We start from the raw sequence: 18078 nt of genomic DNA, 5'->3' as shown, positions 1-18078 counted from the left end.
CGGGCCGGCACCCATGCGACGCCTCTGGCCGTTCACCGTGCGGGGCACGGGGGCGTTGGCGCTGGCTCTCGGATGCTTCATCCTCGCCGCTGAGCTGGGCGTCATCGAGCTGGTCTACTTCGGCGTGCTGCTGCTGGCCGTGCTCGTCGCGAGCCTCATCTCGCTCCACCTCGCGCATCGCACCGAGAACGTCACGCGCGCGCTCGAACCCGACGTGGTGGCCGTCGACCAGGACGCGGTCGTCACGGTGCGCGTGGGCGTCCGCACTGCGATGCCCAGCGCGCCGGGCGCGTGGCGCGACGCGCTGCCGCGCGGGCTCTCCGGCCGCGCGCAGGGCATCTTCCCTGCGCTCGGCTCGGGGCTCCGCTCCGGCGACCGGTCGGTCGACCTCGTCTACACCGTGACCGGGGTGCGCCGCGGCATCCATTCCATCGGTCCCCTGTCGGTGACCTCGTCGGATCCGTTCGGGCTCACGCGGCGCCAGAATCTCCTCGGCGATCGCACGCGCGTCGTCGTCGTGCCGGCCGTGACCGAGCTGACCGCACTCAGTGCCGTCGCCGGAGACACCGGCGGCACCCAGCACTCGACGACGAACCAGCTCGGCCAGGGCGCCGACAACCTCATCGCACGGCCCTACAGCCCCGGCGACTCCATGCGGCGCATCCACTGGCGGGCCACCGCGCACGCGGATTCGCTCATGGTGCGCCAGGAGGAGCAGGAGTCGACCCCCGAGGCCACCGTCGTACTCGACCGCGGGGCGCTGCGCTGGGCGACCGACGCCATGATCGCGCCCGGCAACGACCCGGGCTTCGAACGCGCGGTGTCCGCCTGCGTCTCGGTGGTGTCGCGGCTGGTGCAGGACGGCTACGCCGTGGAGGTCATCGACTCCGACGGCACCTCCCTCTCCGAGCCGATCGACGGCGGCGAGTCGGTGCAGGTGGAGGAGCTCACCCGCCAGCTCGCGACCATCACCAGCCGCCGCGACGACCACCTCCCACGCCTTCCTCACCTGTTCACCGGCGCCACCGCCGGACCCGTCATCGTCATCACGGGTCGCTTCGACAGAGAGGATGCCGCGGCTCTCGCCCCGCTCGCACACCACACGACGTATCCGCTGCTGCTGGCCGTCTCGCCCTCCGACGGCGGCCTCGAGCGCGCGGCCGAGGTCGGATGGCGGGCGGCGGCCATCGGCCTGGACGACGACTTCGCGTCGACGTGGTCGATGGCGGTTGACCGGGGGGTCGGTCATGTCGTCGCCTGACACCCGAACGCGCCGGCCGGCCGAGCTCGCCCTCACGCTCGGCGTGTTCGTCGCCGTCTTCGCCTCGCTCCTGCCGCTGCTGAGGGTCGTGGAATCCGGCTCCTGGGTGCCCGGCGCTGTGGTGCTGGCGGCGATCATCCTCGCCGTCGGCTACGCCTGCCGGTGGTTCCGCCTGCCCGCGGTGGCGGTGAGTCTCGTGGAGGCCGTCGTCTGGGTGCTGCTCATCACCCTCTCGTTCCTGCGCGACACGGCGCTGTTCGGCCTGTTCCCGACACCGGAGAGTTTGCGGCGCGTCCCCGACCTGCTGCGCTCCGCGTTCGACGCCATCGTGCAGGGCGCGGCGCCGCTGCCGCCCGAGGCCGGGCTGACCTTCTTCATCGTCGCGTCGATGGGCCTGCTCACCATCGTCATCGACCACGTCGTGCTGACGGCGCGGATGCCGCTGCTGGCCGCGGTCGGGCTCATCGCGATCTCGCTCATCCCCTCCATCGCCGTCCCGGGGCCGATCAACGTCGCGGCATTCGTCCTGCTGGCCGTGGCGATCCTGTTCCTGCTGCGGATCGAGGTGCGTTCCCGCCACCGCTCCACGGCGGCCCCGCAGACCTCCCGCTCGGTGGCCGGCGGTGTCGGCGCGACGGCGATCGGGATCGGCGCGATCGGCGTCGTCGTCGCCCTGGTCGCCACACCGCTGCTGCCCGCTCCGGTGACGGCGGGCGGGGTCGGCAACGGCGTGGGCGCCTCGATCGATCCGACCCTGTCGCTCGGCGACGACCTGCGCCGGCCGGCTGACGTGGACGTGCTGCGCGTGCGCACGAGCGCGCCCAGCGCACCGTACCTGCGCGCCGTCACCCTCTCGACGTTCGACGGCGACGTGTGGCAGCCCGACCGCTCGCGCACCCTCCCGCTCGGCGACGCCGATTCGCTCGGACCGGTGACGGTCGATGACGGCATCGCCCTGACCGAGAACTCCACGCTCGTCGAGGTGCAGAACCTCGTCACGCCGTGGCTGCCGGTCGCCTTCCCCGCCGTGGAGGTCACCGGCCTCAACGGCGACTGGGGCGCCGTGCCCGCCAACCGCACCGTCGTGAGCCGGGACGGCTCCTCGCAGGGCCAGCAGTATCGCGTCGTCACCGAGCAGCCGCGACCCACGCTCGAGCAGATCCGCACCCGCAGCGCCGACGGCACCGGGCTCGGCCCGGAGCTGCTGGCCCTGCCGGCCGACCTCCCGCCCGTGATCGCGCGGACGGCGGCCGAGGTCACCGGGGCCTCCTCGACCGACTACGACAAGCTGCACGACCTGCAGTCGTGGTTCCGCGGCTCGGACTTCCGCTACTCGCTGGAGGCCCCCGTCGAAGAGGGCTTCGACGGGTCCGGCGCGGACGCCGTGGCTGACTTCCTCAACGTCAAGGAGGGGTACTGCGTGCACTACGCCTCCGCGTTCGCCCTCATGGCCCGCACCCTCGGCATGCCGTCGCGCATCGTCGTCGGCTACCTCCCCGGCACGAGCACCGGCGAGCTGCAGGAGAAGCAGACGGTCTACACCGTGCAGAGCGGGCAGCTGCACGCGTGGCCCGAGGTGTACTTCGGCGGCGTGGGCTGGGTGCAGTTCGAGCCCACGAACAGCCTCGGCGTCCCCACCAACTTCGCCTCGGAGTCGCTCGCGACCGGCAACCCCGGCGAGACGCCCGAGACGGCCCCGGAGCCTGCGGCCTCCGCCTCCCCGCAGTCGACGATCGACCCCCTCGACGACGGACTCCCGTCCGGTGACGTGCAGGCGGGCACGACGCGCAGCGCGACGGCCGCCGTGCCGACGGTCTCGCTGGTGCTCGGCATCCTGCTGGCCCTCGCCGTCCCGGCGATCCTCCGCCTCCTGCTGCGGCGACGGCTCGTCGCCGCAGCTCGCAGGGGCGACGCGGCGGCGGCATGGCGCAGCATCCAGGACCAGGCGCTGGATCTGGGCATCGCGGTGCCCGCCAGCGAATCGCCGAGGCTGCTGGGCGCGCGGCTGGTCGCGGAGCACGGGGCGTCCGGCGAGGCCATGTCGGTGCTCGTGCAGACGATCGAGCGCGCGAGCTACGCGCCGGGGCACCGGCTGCACCCCGAGCGGGGGCAGGAGATGACGGATGCCGCGGCCGCCGTCCGGGCGTCGATGCTGCGGTCCGCCGCACCGGCACGCCGACTGCTCGCCGTCGCGGCACCGCGGTCGCTCGTGGTGCGCCCCGGCAGCGTGTACGCCGGCACCGTGCCCTCCCGCTCGCACTGACGCCCGAGGGCCCGTGCACGGGCGGGCCGGGCGTGAGGGTAGGATGGTCGACGGCCCTCCGGGGCTCAGGAGGATTCGCCTAGTGGCCTATGGCGCACGCTTGGAAAGCGTGTTGGGTGCAAGCCCTCGGGGGTTCGAATCCCCCATCCTCCGCCCCTGTAGTCTCCTCGGAGACCACCACACCCTGCATCCCGTTGCCTCTCGCACAGTTGACGACGACTCGTGACGCATCGGGGAGACCCGATCGCCGAGGCCCGCCGATGAGTGACACCGCCCCGCCGGCGCCGCCTGCTGCTGCGCTCCCGCCCGACGCGCGCCGGGCGGTGGCGCTCGTCGTCGGCGTCGTGGCCACGGTCGCCTTCGTCGCGCTCCGCGTCGCCGTCGACATCGGCAACCGGGCACCGTTCCCGATCGACGAGTGGTGGCACGGGCTCATGGTCGCGAGCGCGAGTGATCCCATCACGACGCTCGCGCGGATCCCCGCGACCGTGGGCGGCACGATCGGCATGATCATCACCGGGATCGTCGTCATCCTCCTCTTCCTCTGGCGAAGACGACCGTGGGATGCCGCGACGCTCGCCGCCGCCATGGTGTTCGTCGTCGCGATCGGCACCACGCTCGCGGCGGTCATCGCCCGCGTGCGGCCCGCCGACTCGATGGCCGAGAACAACGCGACCTCGTTCCCGTCCGGGCACACGGCCGTCGCGACGACCGTCGCGCTCATCCTGGCCCTGCTGCTGCGCCGCTGGTACGTCTGGGTGCTCGGCGCCTGCTGGGTGCTGGCCATGATGTGGAGCCGCACCTACCTGCGCGCCCACTGGCTGAGCGACGTGACCGCGGGCATGCTGGAGGGCATCGCGGTGACCTGCCTCGTGTGGTGCGCCATCGAGGCGTACCGCGATCGCCGCGCGAGACGACGGAGCGCGCTCGCGTCCGCCGTCACCGACTGAGAGGACACCACGCCCATGGCATCGAACAGCTCCACCGCCGGGTCCGCAGCGCGCGCGGCGCAGGACTCGGCCGTCTTCGAGGTGCTCGCCCGCATCGGGTACGTCGTCCTCGGGGTGCTGCATCTGCTGATCGGCCTCATCGCGATCACGGTCGCGGGCGGCGGATCCGGAGAGGCCGACCAGGGCGGCGCACTGACGCAGATCCAGCAGTCCCCGCTCGGCGTGGCCCTCCTGTGGATCGTCGTGGCCGGCATGGCCGCGCTCGCCGTCTGGCAGATCGCGGAGGCTCTGCTCGTCCGCGAGCCCGACGCCAAGAAGGCGTGGGGGCAGCGGATCAAGTTCCTCGGCACCGCCGTGGCCTACATCGCGATCGCCATCACCGGCATCACGTTCGCCGTCGGCGGCTCCTCCGACTCGTCCGAGTCGTCGCAGAGCCTCAGCGCGAGCCTCATGGCCTCCCCCGGCGGGATCGTCCTGCTCGTGCTCGTCGGACTCGTCATCGCCGGCGTGGGCGCGGCCTTCGTCGTCCGCGGCATCACGCGCGCCTTCACCAAGAAGCTCGCCCTGCCGTCGGGCGCGGCGAAGTCGGGCATCGTCGCGTTCGGTGTCGTCGGCTACATCGCCAAGGGCATCGCGGTGGGCGTCGCGGGCATCCTCTTCGTCGTGGCGGCGTTCACCCACGACCCCGAGACCGCCGGAGGCCTGAACTCCGCGCTCTACACGCTGACGACCCTGCCGTTCGGCGTGGCGATCCTCTGGGTGGTCGGCGCCGGCCTCGTTCTCTACGGCCTCTTCTGCTTCGCCCGCGCGCGCTACGCGCGCATGTGACCTCGGCGCGGTCGACACCCGCCGGGCCGACCATCACCCCGCGGGCGCCGCACAGCACATCGCCCCGCCGTCCGAGGACGGCGGGGCGATGTGCGTCAGGCGCTGCGGTCGGTCAGCTCGTGATCCGACGGCGACGCACGATCATTAGCGCTGCACCTGCCACGGTGAACAGCGCCCCGGCGACGGCGAAGCCGCCGACGTCCTTCGGGCCGGTGTTCGCGAGCGTCTTCACCGTGTTGGCCGGCATGACGGGGGCGACGGCGGGCGTCAGGGTGAACTGCACCTCGGCCGACGGGTCGGACAGGATGTTCGCGACCTGACCGTTCTCGTCGCGCTGGACCAGCACCGCGGCGGCGGTCCAGTCGCCGGGCAGGAGCTCGGCGGTGACCGACCAGTCGCCAGCGGCGTCCACGAGGATCGGGTCCTCGGGGTCGGCGGGCTCGGCCGCCTGGGCGGACAGCTCCTGCAGCGACGCCGTCGGCAGCACGGCGAGCAGGACGTTGGTGCCGGGCGTGCCGGTTCCGGTGAAGGTCACGGTCGAACCGGTCAGAGCCTGACCGTTGGTGGGCGCGGTGATGACGGGGGCGGGCAGCAGGACGGGGAGGGCGAACTCCACCGTCTTCTCCTGGTCGGGGGCGCCCTCGAGCACCTGCGTGACGGTCACAGACTGCGCGGTCGGCGCATCGGGGCCGTAGGTGCCGACGGTGATCCACTGTCCGTCGGCGACGACCACCGGCGCGGTTCCGGCGACGGGCTGCCCCTCTTTGTCGAGGACCGTCACGGTGGCTCCGTCATCTCCGGTGCCGGCGAACACCACGGTGCGCGCCAGGACCGTCTCGCCCGGCATGGGGCTCAGCACGTCGAAGGCGGAATCCTGCGGGCCGGCGGGCAGCACGAAGTCGAGGGGCAGCGACGGCAGCGGGGTGCCGTCGTAGGTCGCCGTCACGAGCACGGACTGCGCGGTCGGAGCGTCGTCGGCGTAGGGGGTCAGCTCGACCGAGAACGGGGTCAGCGCGCCGTCCGTGCCGGGCACCTCGGTGCGGCCCAGCTCGGTGAGTCCGTCCGCCGAGGTCACCACGACCGAAGCCCCGGCGTTGGTCGTACCGGAGATCGTCACCGTCCGCGACTGGACGGTCCCCCCGGGCAGGGGCGAGGTGATGAGGAGGGCCGGGGTCTCGGCGGCGCTGGCCGCGGGCGCGGCGACCAGCAGACCACCGAGGGCGAGCGCGGCGACGGCCGGCAGTGCCAGCATCCGTCGCCAGGCGAATCGATTCTTCACGACGTCCTTCACGGTTCGCAGGGCCGCGTGACGGTCGTCCGGCGGTCCCTGTGCGCAGCGCGACGTGTCTGATCCGCGGCGAGACGAACGGACGGCGACGCACCGTCCCCTCGGGAGAGGCACGGTACTCGTGAACCTACCGGTATACCGGTTGCCGGCGCCAGCCGATTCGGGCTTTCGGGCCCGGGCATCGTAGCCCGGCGACCGCATCGACGCCACGGCCGTGGCATCCGTCCGGTCAGGCACGCAGACTCCTCGCGTGCCCACCCTCATCGCCCGCCTGCTGGGTCGTGTTCTGCGCGGCGCCATTGCGCTGATCCTGCGCGTCCGCCGCCCGCGGCCGATCCATCCGCACGGGCTGCTGCTGAGAGGCGAGGTGGAGTGGATGCCGGGGGCACCGGCATCCGGGATCACCTGGATCGACCAGCCCGCCGGCACGCGCGCGCCGACGCGGGCGCGGTTGTCGCGCTCCGTCGGCCTCCCCCCGCTCCTGCCCGACGTCATCGGGCTGGCGCTGCGCGCGGACACCGGCGACGGCGGCTTCGGCGACCTCGAGCTGGCGACCACCGGTCGCGGGGTTCCGGGTCGGTTCCTGCTCCTCCCCCGGTGGACCGTGTCACAGGCGACCTTCGCAACCCTGCTCCCCTACCGGACGGATGCCGGTCCGGTCCACGTCTCCGCGCGCCGATCCGGCCGACGGCTTCCCGCCGACCTGACGGCCCTCCGGCACGTTCTCGCCTCCGAGCCGCGGCGTCTGGAGCTGTCGTTCGCGCACGGCTCGGGGCCGTGGCATCCGTTCGCCGTCGTCGCGCTCCGCGTCGACCGGGACCAGGACGACCGGATGATGCGCTTCGACGCCGTCCGGCACGCGATCCCCGGCGCCGGCACGTACGAGGTCGTGCGCCTGCTGCGCCAGCCGTCGTACCGGATGGCGCAGGACGGCCCCGGCCGCACGACGAAGGCCCCCCGCGGACAGCGGAGGGCCTTCGGGGCACGCATCAGGGAGTGGGCATCCCGCCGTTCACGTTGAGCGTCTCGCCCATCACGTAGCTGGACTCGGGCGACGCGAGGAACACGTACGCGGGGGCGAGTTCGGCCGGCTGGCCCATGCGTCCGAGCGGGGTGTCCTCGCCGAAGCTGTCGATCTTCTCCTGGGGCTGGCCGTCGCTCACCTGCAGCGGGGTCCAGATCGGGCCGGGGGCGACCGCGTTCACGCGGATGCCCTTCGGCGCGAGCTGCTGGGCGAGCGCCTTGGTGAAGGCGTTGATGGTCGCCTTCGTCGAGGCGTAGTCCACCAGGATGTCCGACGGCGAGTAAGCCTGGATCGACGTGGTGTTGATGATGGCCGATCCGGGCGTCAGGTGCGGCAGCGCCGCCTTGGTGATCCAGAACATCGCGTAGACGTTCGTCTTGAAGGTGTCGTCGAACTGCTCGTCGGTCAGGGTGGTCAGGTCTTCGTTGAAGATCTGCTTGCCGCCGTTGTTCACGAGGATGTCGAGTCCGCCGAGGCCCTCGACGGCCTGGGCGACCAGGTCGCGGCAGTAGTCGGGGTCGCGCAGGTCGCCGGGGATCGTCAGGGCCGTGCGGCCCTCGTCGCGCACGAGGCCGGCGATGCGCGCGGCATCCTCCTCCTCCTCGGGCAGGTACGACAGCACGAGGTCCGCGCCCTCGCGGGCGAAGGCGATCGCGGTGGCGGCTCCGATGCCGGAGTCCCCGCCGGTGATGAGCGCCTTACGGCCGGTGAGGCGACCGGTGCCGCGATAGGTCTTCTCGCCGAGGTCGGCGCGCGGCGTCATGTCGGCGTCGAGTCCGGGCTCCGGCTGGTGCTTGGCTTCGGGCTGGATGTCGGCGTACATGGCGGTGGGGTCGGTGAAGGTGTACTGGTCCGTGGACATTCGTCTCTTCTCTCGTCGGTGTTCAGGTCTTTGGCGAGTCAGGGGGTGAGTTCGTCGATCGTGAGCGCCGCCGTGATCAGGGCCAGGTGACTGAGGCCCTGCGGGAGGTTGCCCCAGAAGGAGCCGTCGACGGGGTCGATCATCTCGGCGTACAGGCCGACGTCGTTGGCGTCGTCGACCAGCGCGTCCATGGCCTCGACGGCCTCCTCGTGACGGCCGACGCAGGCGAGGGCGGCGGCACGCCAGAAGCCGCACGCCACGAAGGCGTACTCCTCCTTCTGCATGCCGGAGTAGCGGTAGAGGTGGTGGCCCGCGCCGAGCTCCTCGGTCAGCCGGTCGATCGTGGCCGACATCCGCTCGCCGCGATCGAAGCCGCTGGGCGCGTGAAGCAGCACCGAGGCGTCCAGCTCCGTGGTGTCGGGGTGCATGACGTAGGCGCCGGCCTCCTCCGACCAGCAGTGCTCAGCGACCCAGTCCTCGATGCGATCCCGCTCGACGCGCCAGCGCGCGGCGCTGCCGGGGATCTGGCCGACCTCGGCGAGGTGCACGGCATCGCGCAGCGCCTGCCAGCAGCCCATCTTCGAGGAGGTGTAGTGGTGGTGCTCCGGAAGCTCCCACATGCCGGCATCCTCGTTCCGCCACACGTCGCACGTGCGATCGGCGATCTCGGCCAGCAGACGGCTGGTGCCGATGTCGAGCACGTTGCCCGCATCGACGTAGGTGCGGCAGATCGCGATGAGGTCGCCGTAGACGCCCAGCTGCAGCTGACCCTGGGCGGGGTTGCCCGTGACAACGGGGCCGATGCCGCGCCAGCCGTCGACGTCGTACTCGCGCGTGCCGCCGGGGACGGTGCCGTCGAGGCCGTAGAAGATGTGCAGCTCCGGCCCGTTCTCGCGGATGGTCTGCAGCATCCACGACAGGGCGGCGTGCGTCTCCTCGCGGAGCCCGAAGCGCACGAGCGCATGCACGGTGTAGGCGAGATCGCGCACCCAGGCGAAGCGATAGTCCCAGTTCTTGTCGCCGCGGGGGTTCTCCGGCAGCGACGTCGTCGCCGCAGCGGCGATCGCGCCGGTGGGGCTGTAGATGAGGAGCTTGAGCGCCAGAGCGCTGCGCTGCACCGCCGCACGCCACGGGCCGTCGTAGGAGAACTCCGACGACCAGTGCTCCCAGTTGGCGATGGTCCGGTCGATGCCGATGTCGACGTTCGCCGGTACCGGCAGATGCAGGGGCTCGTCGTGCGTGGCGACGATGATGAGCAGCGAGCGGGAACCCTTCTCCGTGGCGAAGGCCCCGGCGATCTCGGCGACGCCGTCGGTCTCGGCCTTCGGGCGGCCGTGGCCCTCGCCGACCACGGCGATGGCCGTCTTGCCCGTGCGGATCATCGGCCCCTGCGGCGTCTGGTCGATCCACGGCGAGGCGGTGCCGAGCGCCGTGCCCGGACGCACGTGCCAGCGGAAGCGGACCGTGCCGCTCACGCCGTCGATGCGCCGTGCGAGCTCGGCCCACGGCAGTCGCCCGGCGATGCCGGTCACGAGCGCGTCGGTGACCGTGGCGACACCGTCCTCGGTGGTGAAGGTCGTGGTCAGCACATTGGTGTCGGCGACGTAGGCGCGGGTGACGGTGTAGTCCCCCACCGGCTCGAGCTCGATGCAGCCGCCGGTGTCGTCGTCGAGGAGGCGAGCGAAGACGGGCAGCGAGCCGAGGTTGGGCACCGGCATCCAGTCGACCTGTCCGCGCAGCCCGATGAGGGCGACCGTCCGCCCGTCGCCGATCGCTGCGTACGAGGAGAGGTCTTCGCCCGCGGGCTGAGCGGACGAGGAGGGCGCGGAGGCTCGGGACACGCTTCCCACGCTAGGCGCGCCGCGCCGCAGGGCCGGGGCCTTGCGCGCGGCGGCCGCGTGGGGCATCCTGCACGCGCGAATCAGCCGCCGGACGGGTTGTCGACGGGCTGTCCGCCGTCGTCGGTCGACTCGTCGCCGGCACCGCTCGCATCGGTCTCGCCCGTGTAGGTGCTCTCGGGCGTCTGCGGGTCTTCCGGTGCTCCGCCCGAGGCCGTGTCGGCTTCGGTGTCTGCTCCGGGATCGCCCTGCAGGTTCGCGTCAGCGTGGTCGCTCATGTCGACCTCCTTTCGATGGAGGTGCCAGTGTGCCCCACTGTCGGCGCGACGGTCGAGGCGGTTGACCTCACGACCGCAGTCTGATCGGATGCTGCGGCCCCCGCTGTGCGGCTGCGTCTCGTCGAGCGCGTCCGGTGGCGCGGGTCAGCAGGCGACGGCGCCGGCGCCGCCGACGAGGTCGTGCCGGTCGTCGTCGCGGAGCCGGTCGGCCTCACCCACCGCACAGCCCGCGGCGCGCTCGATCTCACGCAGCACCCGCGACGGGAACGGACCGTCGAGGTCGCGGAGGATCGCATGGCGGGCACCGTCGGTGAGGTGCGGCCACCATTCGGCGAGCGGCGGCAGCGCGGCGGAGGAGGCGCCGTCGGCCAGGGTGGCGGTGCGGTGCATGACAACCTCCTGCACCGACTGTGCACCGGCGTACACGCGATCGCTGCGGGCTTGACAAATCGCCGGCGGTGCGCGAGGGGTCAGTCGTCGCGGAAGTCGTCCGGGTCCACGTCGTCGAGGAAGCGCTTGAACTCGTCGACGCGCGCCTCGGCATCGGGGCCGCCGACGGCGGCGGGGCTCGACGTCGGCGCGTCGCCGGCGTCGTCCTCATCGTCGTCGTCGCCCGTGACGGTGTCGGGGATCCCCGCCTCCTCCAGCACCGCCGTGGCCAGCCAGATGGGCGCCTCGGTACGGGAGGCGAGCGCGACCGCGTCGGACGGACGAGCGTCGAGCCGGCGGACGCCGGACGGCGCCGAGAGCACCACCTCGGCGAAGAACGTGCCGTCCTCGATGCGGACGATCTCCACCTCGTCGACGGTCGCGCCGAGCGAGTCGAGCATGTCGCGCATGAGATCGTGCGCGAGCGGCCGGGGGGCGCGTGCGCCCTGGATCGCCACGAGGATCGACGTCGCCTCCTGCTCGCCGATCCAGATGGGCAGGATGAGGCCGTCGTCCTCCTCGTCGTTCAGGGGCTTGAGCAGGATCACGTGCTGCCCGGAGCCGTCGACGGCGACACCGGCGACCCTCACCTTGACCCGCTCTCCACCCGCGCCCATGGGGCCATGCTAGATCGCACGCGAGGCCCGGTGCCCTTCGTCGGGCTGTCCGGAGACGGTGGGGTCGCGGCATCCATGCATCGGAATGGATGCCGCGGCGATACCGTTGCATCCATCATGGAACGATTCGGCACCCTGTCCTTCGGACACTACGGACCCCTCGGCAACGGCCGTCAGCTGACCGCGGGCGACTCGATGTTGCAGGCGATCGACCTCGCGCAGGGCATGGACGACCTCGGCGTGGACGGCGCGTACTTCCGCGTGCACCACTTCGCCCGGCAGCAGGCCGCGCCCATGCCGCTGCTGGCCGCGATCGCGGCGCGCACGCGTCGCATCGAGGTCGGCACCGGCGTCATCGACATGCGGTACGAGAACCCCCTCTACCTCGCGGAGGAGGCGGCCGCGGTCGACCTCATCAGCGACGGGCGACTCGCTCTCGGCGTGAGCCGTGGGTCACCCGAGACCGTCACCCGCGGCTACGAGACCTTCGGCTACACCGCCGAAGACGAGCGTGGCGCCGACCTCGCCCGCGAGCACTTCGACCTGTTCCTGCGCGCCGTCGAGGGCGAGGGGCTCGCCGAGCGCGACCCGATGAGCCCGTTCGGAGGCGGGTCGGGCCTGCAGCGCATCGAGCCGCACTCCCCCGGACTCCGCTCGCGCATCTGGTGGGGAGCCGGCAACCGCGACTCCGCCGAGTGGGCGGGCCGCATGGGCGTCAACCTCATGTCGTCCACGCTGCTGACCTCCGCCGACGGACGCCCGTTCGACATCCTCCAGGCGGAGCAGATCGACGCGTTCCGGGCCGCCTGGAGCGCGGCCGGGCACGAGGGCACGCCCCGCACATCGGTGAGCCGCTCGATCTTCCCGCTCACCACCGCCGAGGACCACATGTACTTCGGCGGCCGTCAGGACGGCGACCAGATCGGCATCATCGACGGCATGCGCTCGACGTTCGGTAAGACGTATGCCGCGGAGCCCGACGAGCTGGTCGAGCAGCTGAAGAACGACGCGGCGATCGCCGCGGCCGACACGCTGATGCTGACGATCCCGTCGCAGCTCGGTGTCGCCTTCAACCTGCGCATCGTCGAGTCGTTCGCGAAGTACGTGGCTCCGGCCCTCGGCTGGGTCGGCACGCGGGTCTGACGCGAGCTCACCCCTCGCTTCTCACGCGCCCGGCTTCACCAGGAGCCGGGCGCGTAGTCCTTGAGGAAGACGCCGAAGAGATCCTCGCCGGCCTCACCGCGCACGATGGGGTCGTAGACCCGGGCGGCGCCGTCGACGAGGTCGAGTGGGGCGTGGAAGCCCTCCTCGGCCAGTCGCACCTTCGTGTAGTGCGGGCGCTCGTCGGTGATCCAGCCGGTGTCGACGGCGGTCATCAGGATGCGGTCGCTCTCGAACATCTCGCGCGCGCTCGTGCGCGTGAGCATGTTCAGGCCGGCCTTCGCCATGTTCGTGTGCGGATGCCCCGGCCCCTTGTACCCGCGGCCGAAGACGCCCTCCATCGCCGAGACGTTGACGATGTACGTCCGGCGCGCTGACGACGCCGCGAGCGACGACCGCAGACGCGACACGAGCAGGAACGGCGCGGTCATGTTGGCGAGCTGCACCTCGAGCATCTCGAGGGGCTCGACCTCGTCCACCCTCTGGGTCCAGCTGTTCACGTGATGCTCGTCGGGCAGCAGACCGCCCGCGTCGATCGCCGTGCCGGCGGCGAGCCGCTCGAGCGACGACGACCCCGCCGCCATCGCCTCGGCGGTGAGCTGATCCGCCGTGCGGGCGGCCGACGCGAGGATCGGATGGCTCGAGACGGACTGCGCCAGAGCGAGCGGGTGCGCATCGTTCGTGTGCCCGAATGTGAGCAGCTCCGGCAGCGGGCCGGACGGCAGGGGCGCGAGCTCCGCGTCGACGAGCGGCTTGTAGGCGCCGGCCGAGCGGCGCACCGTCTGCGCCGCGTTGTTGATGAGGATGTCCAGCGGACCGTCGGCGGCCACGGCGTCGGCGAGCGCGATCACCTGAGCGGGGTCGCGCAGGTCGATGCCGACGATCTTGAGGCGGTGGAGCCAGTCGCCGGAGTCGGGGAGGGCGCTGAAGCGCCGCACCGCGTCGCGCGGGAAGCGTGTCGTGATCGTCGTGTGCGCGCCGTCGCGCAGCAGGCGCAGCGCGATGTACATGCCGATCTTGGCGCGCCCGCCCGTGAGGAGTGCGCGCTTGCCGGTCAGGTCGGTGCGGGCGTCCCGCTTCTCGTGGCTCAGCGCGGCGCAGTCGGGGCAGAGCTGGTGGTAGAACGCATCGACGACCGTGTACGGCTTCTTGCAGATGTAGCACCCGCGCGCCTTGATCAGCTCACCCGCGGTCGGCGTCTTCTGACGGGCGGCGAGCGGGATGCCGCGGGTCTCGTCGTCGATGCGGTCGTGTGCACCCGTCGCGGTCGCGGCCACGACCGCGCGGTCGGCGGCGGCGATGCGCGCGCGCTTCGCCAGACGTCCGAGCCGCTTGACGTCCTTGTACATCTTCCCGGTCGCACGGCGGAGGGTGACGTAGTGGGGATGCCCGGCGTCGAGGTCGCTGACGGCGTCGATGACCCGCAGCGCGATGGCCAGCTCCTCAGGCGAGAAGGAGGCGGCGGCCGCGGTGTCAGCGGGGTCGCCGTCGGACGAGGCGTCGAGGACCGGTTCGGAAGGCACAGAAGATTCTATCCGAGGCCTTCCTGAGACCTTCAGGCGCGCAGCGCCTCGGCGAGCACGGAACGGATCCCCTCGGGGTCGAAGTCCTCCCCCGGGGCCCCGAGCTCGTCGGGCTCGAACCAGCGGACTCCGACGATGTCGTCCTTCTCGCTGTCCGTCCAGTCCGCGTCCGACAGCTCGAAGCGCGGCGTGCGGAGCAGGAAGTAGGTCGCCTCGCGCACCTGGTACTCCTCGGCAGGCGGGAGCTCGATGCGCCGGAACGCGACGGGTTCACCGAGAGCCGCGGCATCCGTCAGCTGCAGACCCGTCTCCTCGAAGAGCTCCCGCACCGCGGCGATGCGCTCGTCCTCCCCCGCATCGATGCCGCCGCCCGGGGTGAGCCAGCGCGCGGGACGCGTGCGCCGGCCCCAGTGCGTCTTCATCAGCAGGACCGACCCGCCCTCGTCGAGGACGAGGATGCGGGCGGTCCTGCGGACGCGAGGTTCGTCGGTGCTCACGCGCCGGCCGGCGTCCATTCCGAGACCCGGCCCAGCTCGGCCAGCTCTTCCGCGGTGAGCTCGAGGCGGGCGCCGGTCAGGAGGTCGGCGACCTGCTCGACGCGCGATGCGCTGGCGATCGGAGCGACGACCGTGGGCTGCGCGCGCAGCCACGCGAGAGCCGTGGCCGCGATCGAGGCGTCGTGGGCCGAGCCGATGCTCTCGAGCGCGTCGATCACGCGGAGGCCCTGCGGCGTCGCGTACTTCGCGGCGCCGTCGGCGCGCGGGGAATCCTGCCCCTCCGCGCTCGTCGAGCGGTACTTCCCCGTGAGGAAGCCGCTGGCCAGCGCGTAGTACGGCACGAGGCTCATGCCGTACTCCTGTGCCACCGGAACGATGGTCTCCTCGACCTCGTTGCGGTGGACGAGGTTGTAGTGCGGCTGGATCGCGACCGGCTTCGGCAGCCCCTCGGCCTCGGCGATGCGCACCCATTCGCGGATGCGCTCCGCGCTGTAGTTCGAGACGGCCGTGTAGCGCACGAGACCGTCGGTGACGAGCTGTCCGAACGCGGCGACGGTCTCCTCCAGCGGCACCGACGCGTCGTCGAAGTGCGCGTAGTAGAGGTCGATCGACTCGACGCCGAGTCGGCTCAGCGAGGCTTCGGCGGCGGCGCGGACGTTGGACGCCGACAGCCCCTTGAAATCGGGATGCTGGCTGACCTTGGTCGCGACGACCACTCCGCTCGGGCGGCGCGATGCCAGCCACTCGCCGATGATGGTCTCGCTCTCGCCGCCGGAGTTGCCCGGCACCCACGCGCTGTACGCGTCGGCGGTATCGATGAAGTCGCCGCCGCCGGCGTGGAAGGCGTCGAGGATCTCGAACGACCGGTCGCGGTCGGCGGTCCAGCCGAACACGTTGCCGCCGAGGGACAGGGGAAGGACGTCGAGGTCGCTTGTTCCGATGCGGGTCATGCTTCTCGCCAACGACCGGCGCGCGCGATTATTCCGCGCTCGCAACCATCGAGATGCGTTGCTCAGCGCGTCAGGCTGCGCCTCGCACCGACCCTCAGCGCAGACACACTCTCCAGCGGGCGTTGAACTCGGCGCTCACGGAGGTCCTCTATGGAGGGCAACGCATTTCACCATCCCGCTCACCGGTGCCTCACCGCCAACGGGAGACTCATTAAATTTCACGCTCACACAGAGCCCAGCTCAGCTCACTCGGATGGGCGACGTGGATCGAACCCCGGCATTCGGCTGCGAGAGCGTGAATTTCACTGCGTTCCAGGTCGGCATCCGGGGTGTGTGAGCGTGAAGTTCACTGCGCCGGACGTCAACCAGCGGTGTGTGTGAGCCTGAAGTTCATCGCTCGTGGGAAAACATGTCTGCGGCAGGACCAATGCGCACCGAAAGGCGCCGCGCAGGAGCGATCAACCGCCGGCGCGGCGGGCGAGAGCGACCAGGGCGTCGCCGGTAAGGCGCTGGCTCGTCCACTCGCTCTGGGGCTGCGCGCCGAGTGAGCGGTAGAAGGCGATCGACGGCTCGTTCCAGTCGAGCACCGTCCACTCCAGGCGGCTGTAGTCGCGGGCGACGCACACGTCGGCGAGCGCGGCGATCAGGGCGAGCCCCCAGCCCTGGCCGCGGCCGGACTCGTCCACGAAGAGGTCTTCGAGCCAGATGCCGTGGCGTCCGGTCCACGTCGAATAGGTGAGGAACCAGACGGCGATGCCCCGGATGGCACCGTCCTGCTCGACCACGTGGGCGAAGACGCGCGGCTCGTCGCCGAAGAGCGAGGCCGTCAGCGCCTCGACCGTGTTCTCGACCGCGTCGGGCTCGCGTTCGTAGTCGGCGAGGGCCTGGATGCACGCGAGGATGCCGGGCTCGTCGCCGGGGCGGGCGTCGCGGAGCACGGCGTCGCCGGCGAGGTGTCGAAGGGTCATGCTCCGAGAGTAGGGCCGCAACCACACCGGTCCCGACCTCACGGGAGTCCGGTGACCCCCACCCCGAGCCAGGCGGCCAGTTCATCGATCTCCGCGCGCACCATCTCCACCTCCTCGGACTCGAACGGGAGGAATTCGTGGACGGCGATGACCCGCAGCATCCCCTCCTTCCGGTCGACCTCCGCGTTCAGCATGCCGACGAAGCGATCGCCCATGAGGATCGGATGCGCGAAGTAGCCGTACACGCGCTGGGGTGCCGGCTTGAACTGCTCGAGGACGTACGTGAAATCGAATAGCTCCTCTAGCCGGCGCCGATCGAACAGCAGGCTGTCGTACGGATTGAGGAACGCGACGCGACCTCCGTCGTCGTCGCGCAGCGCGGCCAGGGCCTCCGGGTCGACGCGGTAGGCCGTCGAGACGCCCTCCACCACGGCCGGCTCCCCCGTCGTCTTGCCGACTCCGCTCCAGTGGTGGTGGACGCGCGCGATCCCCGACGAGCGGAGGCTGCGCTCCTCGTGCAGCCTGAGCGCTTCCTCGGCGTCGATCTCGGGGAGATCGGTCGGGTAGACCCGCTCGGCGAGATCCCACACGCGGTGCCGGCCCTCGCGTCCGGCGATCGCCACCTCGCCCTGGCGCAACAGGAAGTCGAGCATGTGCGGCACCTGGTTGGAGCCCGACCACCCGTCGGGCGGCCGGCTCACCTCGGCGGTGTCGGGGATCGCCGACGCGAGCATCGGCCCCTCGGCTCGCAGGCGCGCCAGCACGTCCGCACGGAAGCGGCTGTTCACCTCCAGCCACTGCCGGGTGCTCTCCCGCCGCGGCCACTCGCGCATCGCCGGACGCATCAGCGGCAGCAGGCTGACGGGCCGGAAGGCGCCGTCGAATTCGAACAGCAGACGGTCCTGCTCGACCGCCTTCTTCAGCTGCCCGGCCTCGTACGACCAGCCGATGCGGGACCACAGCACGGTGTGCTCGCAGGGTGCGATCACGGCCGTCGGATCGATCTTTATGTAACCCAGCTGCTCGGCCACCTCGACGACGTCGCCGGGGCGATCGGCGTCGAGGAGCTGTGCGCGCACGACCAGCCGGCGCGCCTCGTCGCGGGTCAGTCGGTGGGGCTGCATGCGGCTCACCGTAGCCGTCACCGGTGACACGCGCATCGGCCCGCGGGGATGAGAGTGCTCTCATTCCAGACCCGCCGACCACGCCGAAACCGGGGAGCAGACGCCGCCGCGCCCAGGAAACTCCCTGGAAGCGTCCAGAAAACCCCGGCAGACTGCCTAACTTGTGCCCGCCTGTGCGGGCCTCAAGCGCCGACCCGATGGCGCATCCCCTATACGG

17 protein-coding genes and 1 tRNA gene are annotated in these 18078 nt (G+C 71.6%); 7 read left to right on the top strand and 11 right to left on the bottom strand.

Annotated features, from left to right (window positions below):
* Positions 1 to 13: 13 nt before the first annotated feature.
* The 5 genes from ABC304_RS08990 to ABC304_RS08970 all read left to right on the top strand — a co-directional run bounded on the left by ABC304_RS08990 (position 14) and on the right by ABC304_RS08970 (position 5302).
* Entirely contained in the window at positions 14 to 1261 is a 1248-nt protein-coding gene (locus ABC304_RS08990) for a DUF58 domain-containing protein (RefSeq protein ID WP_412930269.1), read from the top strand.
* Entirely contained in the window at positions 1248 to 3524 is a 2277-nt protein-coding gene (locus tag ABC304_RS08985; protein WP_412930268.1) for a transglutaminase TgpA family protein, read from the top strand. Before ABC304_RS08990 ends, ABC304_RS08985 begins: the two co-directional genes overlap by 14 nt.
* Before the next feature lie 68 nt (positions 3525 to 3592).
* Positions 3593 to 3677: transfer RNA gene (locus ABC304_RS08980), tRNA-Ser, on the top strand.
* A gap of 107 nt (positions 3678 to 3784) precedes the next feature.
* A complete protein-coding gene (locus ABC304_RS08975) occupies positions 3785 to 4474 on the top strand; it encodes a phosphatase PAP2 family protein (protein WP_412930267.1) in 690 nt (229 codons plus the stop codon).
* A gap of 15 nt (positions 4475 to 4489) precedes the next feature.
* Entirely contained in the window at positions 4490 to 5302 is an 813-nt protein-coding gene (locus tag ABC304_RS08970) for a DUF1206 domain-containing protein (protein WP_412930266.1), read from the top strand.
* Between the two features lie 112 nt (positions 5303 to 5414).
* Here ABC304_RS08970 and ABC304_RS08965 read toward each other — a convergent pair whose 3' ends face one another.
* Positions 5415 to 6581 carry an LPXTG cell wall anchor domain-containing protein gene (locus ABC304_RS08965; RefSeq protein WP_412930265.1) on the bottom strand — a complete coding sequence of 389 codons (1167 nt, stop codon included), beginning with the start codon at positions 6579 to 6581 and terminating at the stop codon, positions 5415 to 5417.
* Positions 6582 to 6840: 259 nt separating this feature from the next.
* Between ABC304_RS08965 and ABC304_RS08960 the strand changes: the two genes are divergently transcribed.
* Positions 6841 to 7611: a hypothetical protein gene (locus ABC304_RS08960; RefSeq protein WP_412930264.1), complete on the top strand. Its 771-nt coding sequence runs from the start codon at positions 6841 to 6843 to the stop codon at positions 7609 to 7611.
* Here the strand turns inward: ABC304_RS08960 and ABC304_RS08955 are convergent.
* The 5 genes from ABC304_RS08955 to ABC304_RS08935 form a co-directional block, all read right to left on the bottom strand.
* On the bottom strand, positions 7580 to 8476 hold the full coding sequence (locus ABC304_RS08955; protein ID WP_412930263.1) for an SDR family oxidoreductase: 897 nt from the start codon (positions 8474 to 8476) through the stop codon (positions 7580 to 7582). The genes ABC304_RS08960 and ABC304_RS08955 overlap by 32 nt on opposite strands.
* A gap of 38 nt (positions 8477 to 8514) precedes the next feature.
* Positions 8515 to 10317, bottom strand: a complete 1803-nt coding sequence (locus ABC304_RS08950; RefSeq protein WP_412930262.1) for a glycoside hydrolase family 15 protein — start codon at positions 10315 to 10317, stop codon at positions 8515 to 8517.
* An 80-nt stretch (positions 10318 to 10397) separates the two neighbouring features.
* Positions 10398 to 10592 carry a hypothetical protein gene (locus tag ABC304_RS08945; RefSeq protein WP_412930261.1) on the bottom strand — a complete coding sequence of 65 codons (195 nt, stop codon included), beginning with the start codon at positions 10590 to 10592 and terminating at the stop codon, positions 10398 to 10400.
* A 144-nt stretch (positions 10593 to 10736) separates the two neighbouring features.
* A complete protein-coding gene (locus ABC304_RS08940) occupies positions 10737 to 10982 on the bottom strand; it encodes a hypothetical protein (RefSeq protein ID WP_412930260.1) in 246 nt (81 codons plus the stop codon).
* A gap of 80 nt (positions 10983 to 11062) precedes the next feature.
* A complete protein-coding gene (locus tag ABC304_RS08935; RefSeq protein WP_412930259.1) occupies positions 11063 to 11638 on the bottom strand; it encodes a bifunctional nuclease family protein in 576 nt (191 codons plus the stop codon).
* A 117-nt stretch (positions 11639 to 11755) separates the two neighbouring features.
* Between ABC304_RS08935 and ABC304_RS08930 the strand changes: the two genes are divergently transcribed.
* Complete coding sequence (locus ABC304_RS08930) at positions 11756 to 12781, top strand: LLM class flavin-dependent oxidoreductase (RefSeq protein WP_412930258.1); 1026 nt, start codon at positions 11756 to 11758, stop codon at positions 12779 to 12781.
* 35 nt (positions 12782 to 12816) lie between these two features.
* Here ABC304_RS08930 and ABC304_RS08925 read toward each other — a convergent pair whose 3' ends face one another.
* The 5 genes from ABC304_RS08925 to ABC304_RS08905 all read right to left on the bottom strand — a co-directional run bounded on the left by ABC304_RS08925 (position 12817) and on the right by ABC304_RS08905 (position 17861).
* Positions 12817 to 14238 carry an SDR family NAD(P)-dependent oxidoreductase gene (locus tag ABC304_RS08925; RefSeq protein WP_412932879.1) on the bottom strand — a complete coding sequence of 474 codons (1422 nt, stop codon included), beginning with the start codon at positions 14236 to 14238 and terminating at the stop codon, positions 12817 to 12819.
* A gap of 116 nt (positions 14239 to 14354) precedes the next feature.
* Positions 14355 to 14819 carry an NUDIX hydrolase gene (locus ABC304_RS08920; RefSeq protein WP_412930257.1) on the bottom strand — a complete coding sequence of 155 codons (465 nt, stop codon included), beginning with the start codon at positions 14817 to 14819 and terminating at the stop codon, positions 14355 to 14357.
* On the bottom strand, positions 14816 to 15769 hold the full coding sequence (locus ABC304_RS08915; protein ID WP_412930256.1) for an aldo/keto reductase: 954 nt from the start codon (positions 15767 to 15769) through the stop codon (positions 14816 to 14818). The genes ABC304_RS08920 and ABC304_RS08915 overlap by 4 nt, the downstream gene beginning before the upstream one ends.
* A gap of 458 nt (positions 15770 to 16227) precedes the next feature.
* Positions 16228 to 16737, bottom strand: coding sequence for a GNAT family N-acetyltransferase (locus ABC304_RS08910; protein ID WP_412930255.1), 510 nt, complete (start codon positions 16735 to 16737; stop codon positions 16228 to 16230).
* Between the two features lie 38 nt (positions 16738 to 16775).
* The gene (locus ABC304_RS08905; protein ID WP_412930254.1) at positions 16776 to 17861 is read right to left on the bottom strand and encodes a DNA glycosylase AlkZ-like family protein; all 1086 of its coding nucleotides are present in this window, start codon (positions 17859 to 17861) and stop codon (positions 16776 to 16778) included.
* Between the last annotated feature and the right edge of the window lie 217 nt (positions 17862 to 18078).

Source organism: Microbacterium jepli (genome assembly GCF_047237905.1).
In the GTDB taxonomy this organism is placed as follows: domain Bacteria; phylum Actinomycetota; class Actinomycetes; order Actinomycetales; family Microbacteriaceae; genus Microbacterium.
This window is presented reverse-complemented; position numbering and strand designations above follow the sequence as displayed.

What these genes read in the sequence shown, in the direction of transcription:
- ABC304_RS08905 (WP_412930254.1), bottom strand. Translation starts at nt 17,861, where the DNA reads ATGCAGCCCCACCGACTGACCCGCGACGAGGCGCGCCGGCTGGTCGTG.
- ABC304_RS08940 (WP_412930260.1), bottom strand. Translation starts at nt 10,982, where the DNA reads ATGCACCGCACCGCCACCCTGGCCGACGGCGCCTCCTCCGCCGCGCTG.
- ABC304_RS08955 (WP_412930263.1), bottom strand. Translation starts at nt 8,476, where the DNA reads ATGTCCACGGACCAGTACACCTTCACCGACCCCACCGCCATGTACGCC.
- ABC304_RS08990 (WP_412930269.1), top strand. Translation starts at nt 14, where the DNA reads ATGCGACGCCTCTGGCCGTTCACCGTGCGGGGCACGGGGGCGTTGGCG.
- ABC304_RS08975 (WP_412930267.1), top strand. Translation starts at nt 3,785, where the DNA reads ATGAGTGACACCGCCCCGCCGGCGCCGCCTGCTGCTGCGCTCCCGCCC.
- ABC304_RS08935 (WP_412930259.1), bottom strand. Translation starts at nt 11,638, where the DNA reads ATGGGCGCGGGTGGAGAGCGGGTCAAGGTGAGGGTCGCCGGTGTCGCC.
- ABC304_RS08930 (WP_412930258.1), top strand. Translation starts at nt 11,756, where the DNA reads ATGGAACGATTCGGCACCCTGTCCTTCGGACACTACGGACCCCTCGGC.
- ABC304_RS08985 (WP_412930268.1), top strand. Translation starts at nt 1,248, where the DNA reads ATGTCGTCGCCTGACACCCGAACGCGCCGGCCGGCCGAGCTCGCCCTC.
- ABC304_RS08915 (WP_412930256.1), bottom strand. Translation starts at nt 15,769, where the DNA reads ATGACCCGCATCGGAACAAGCGACCTCGACGTCCTTCCCCTGTCCCTC.
- ABC304_RS08945 (WP_412930261.1), bottom strand. Translation starts at nt 10,592, where the DNA reads ATGAGCGACCACGCTGACGCGAACCTGCAGGGCGATCCCGGAGCAGAC.
- ABC304_RS08970 (WP_412930266.1), top strand. Translation starts at nt 4,490, where the DNA reads ATGGCATCGAACAGCTCCACCGCCGGGTCCGCAGCGCGCGCGGCGCAG.
- ABC304_RS08910 (WP_412930255.1), bottom strand. Translation starts at nt 16,737, where the DNA reads ATGACCCTTCGACACCTCGCCGGCGACGCCGTGCTCCGCGACGCCCGC.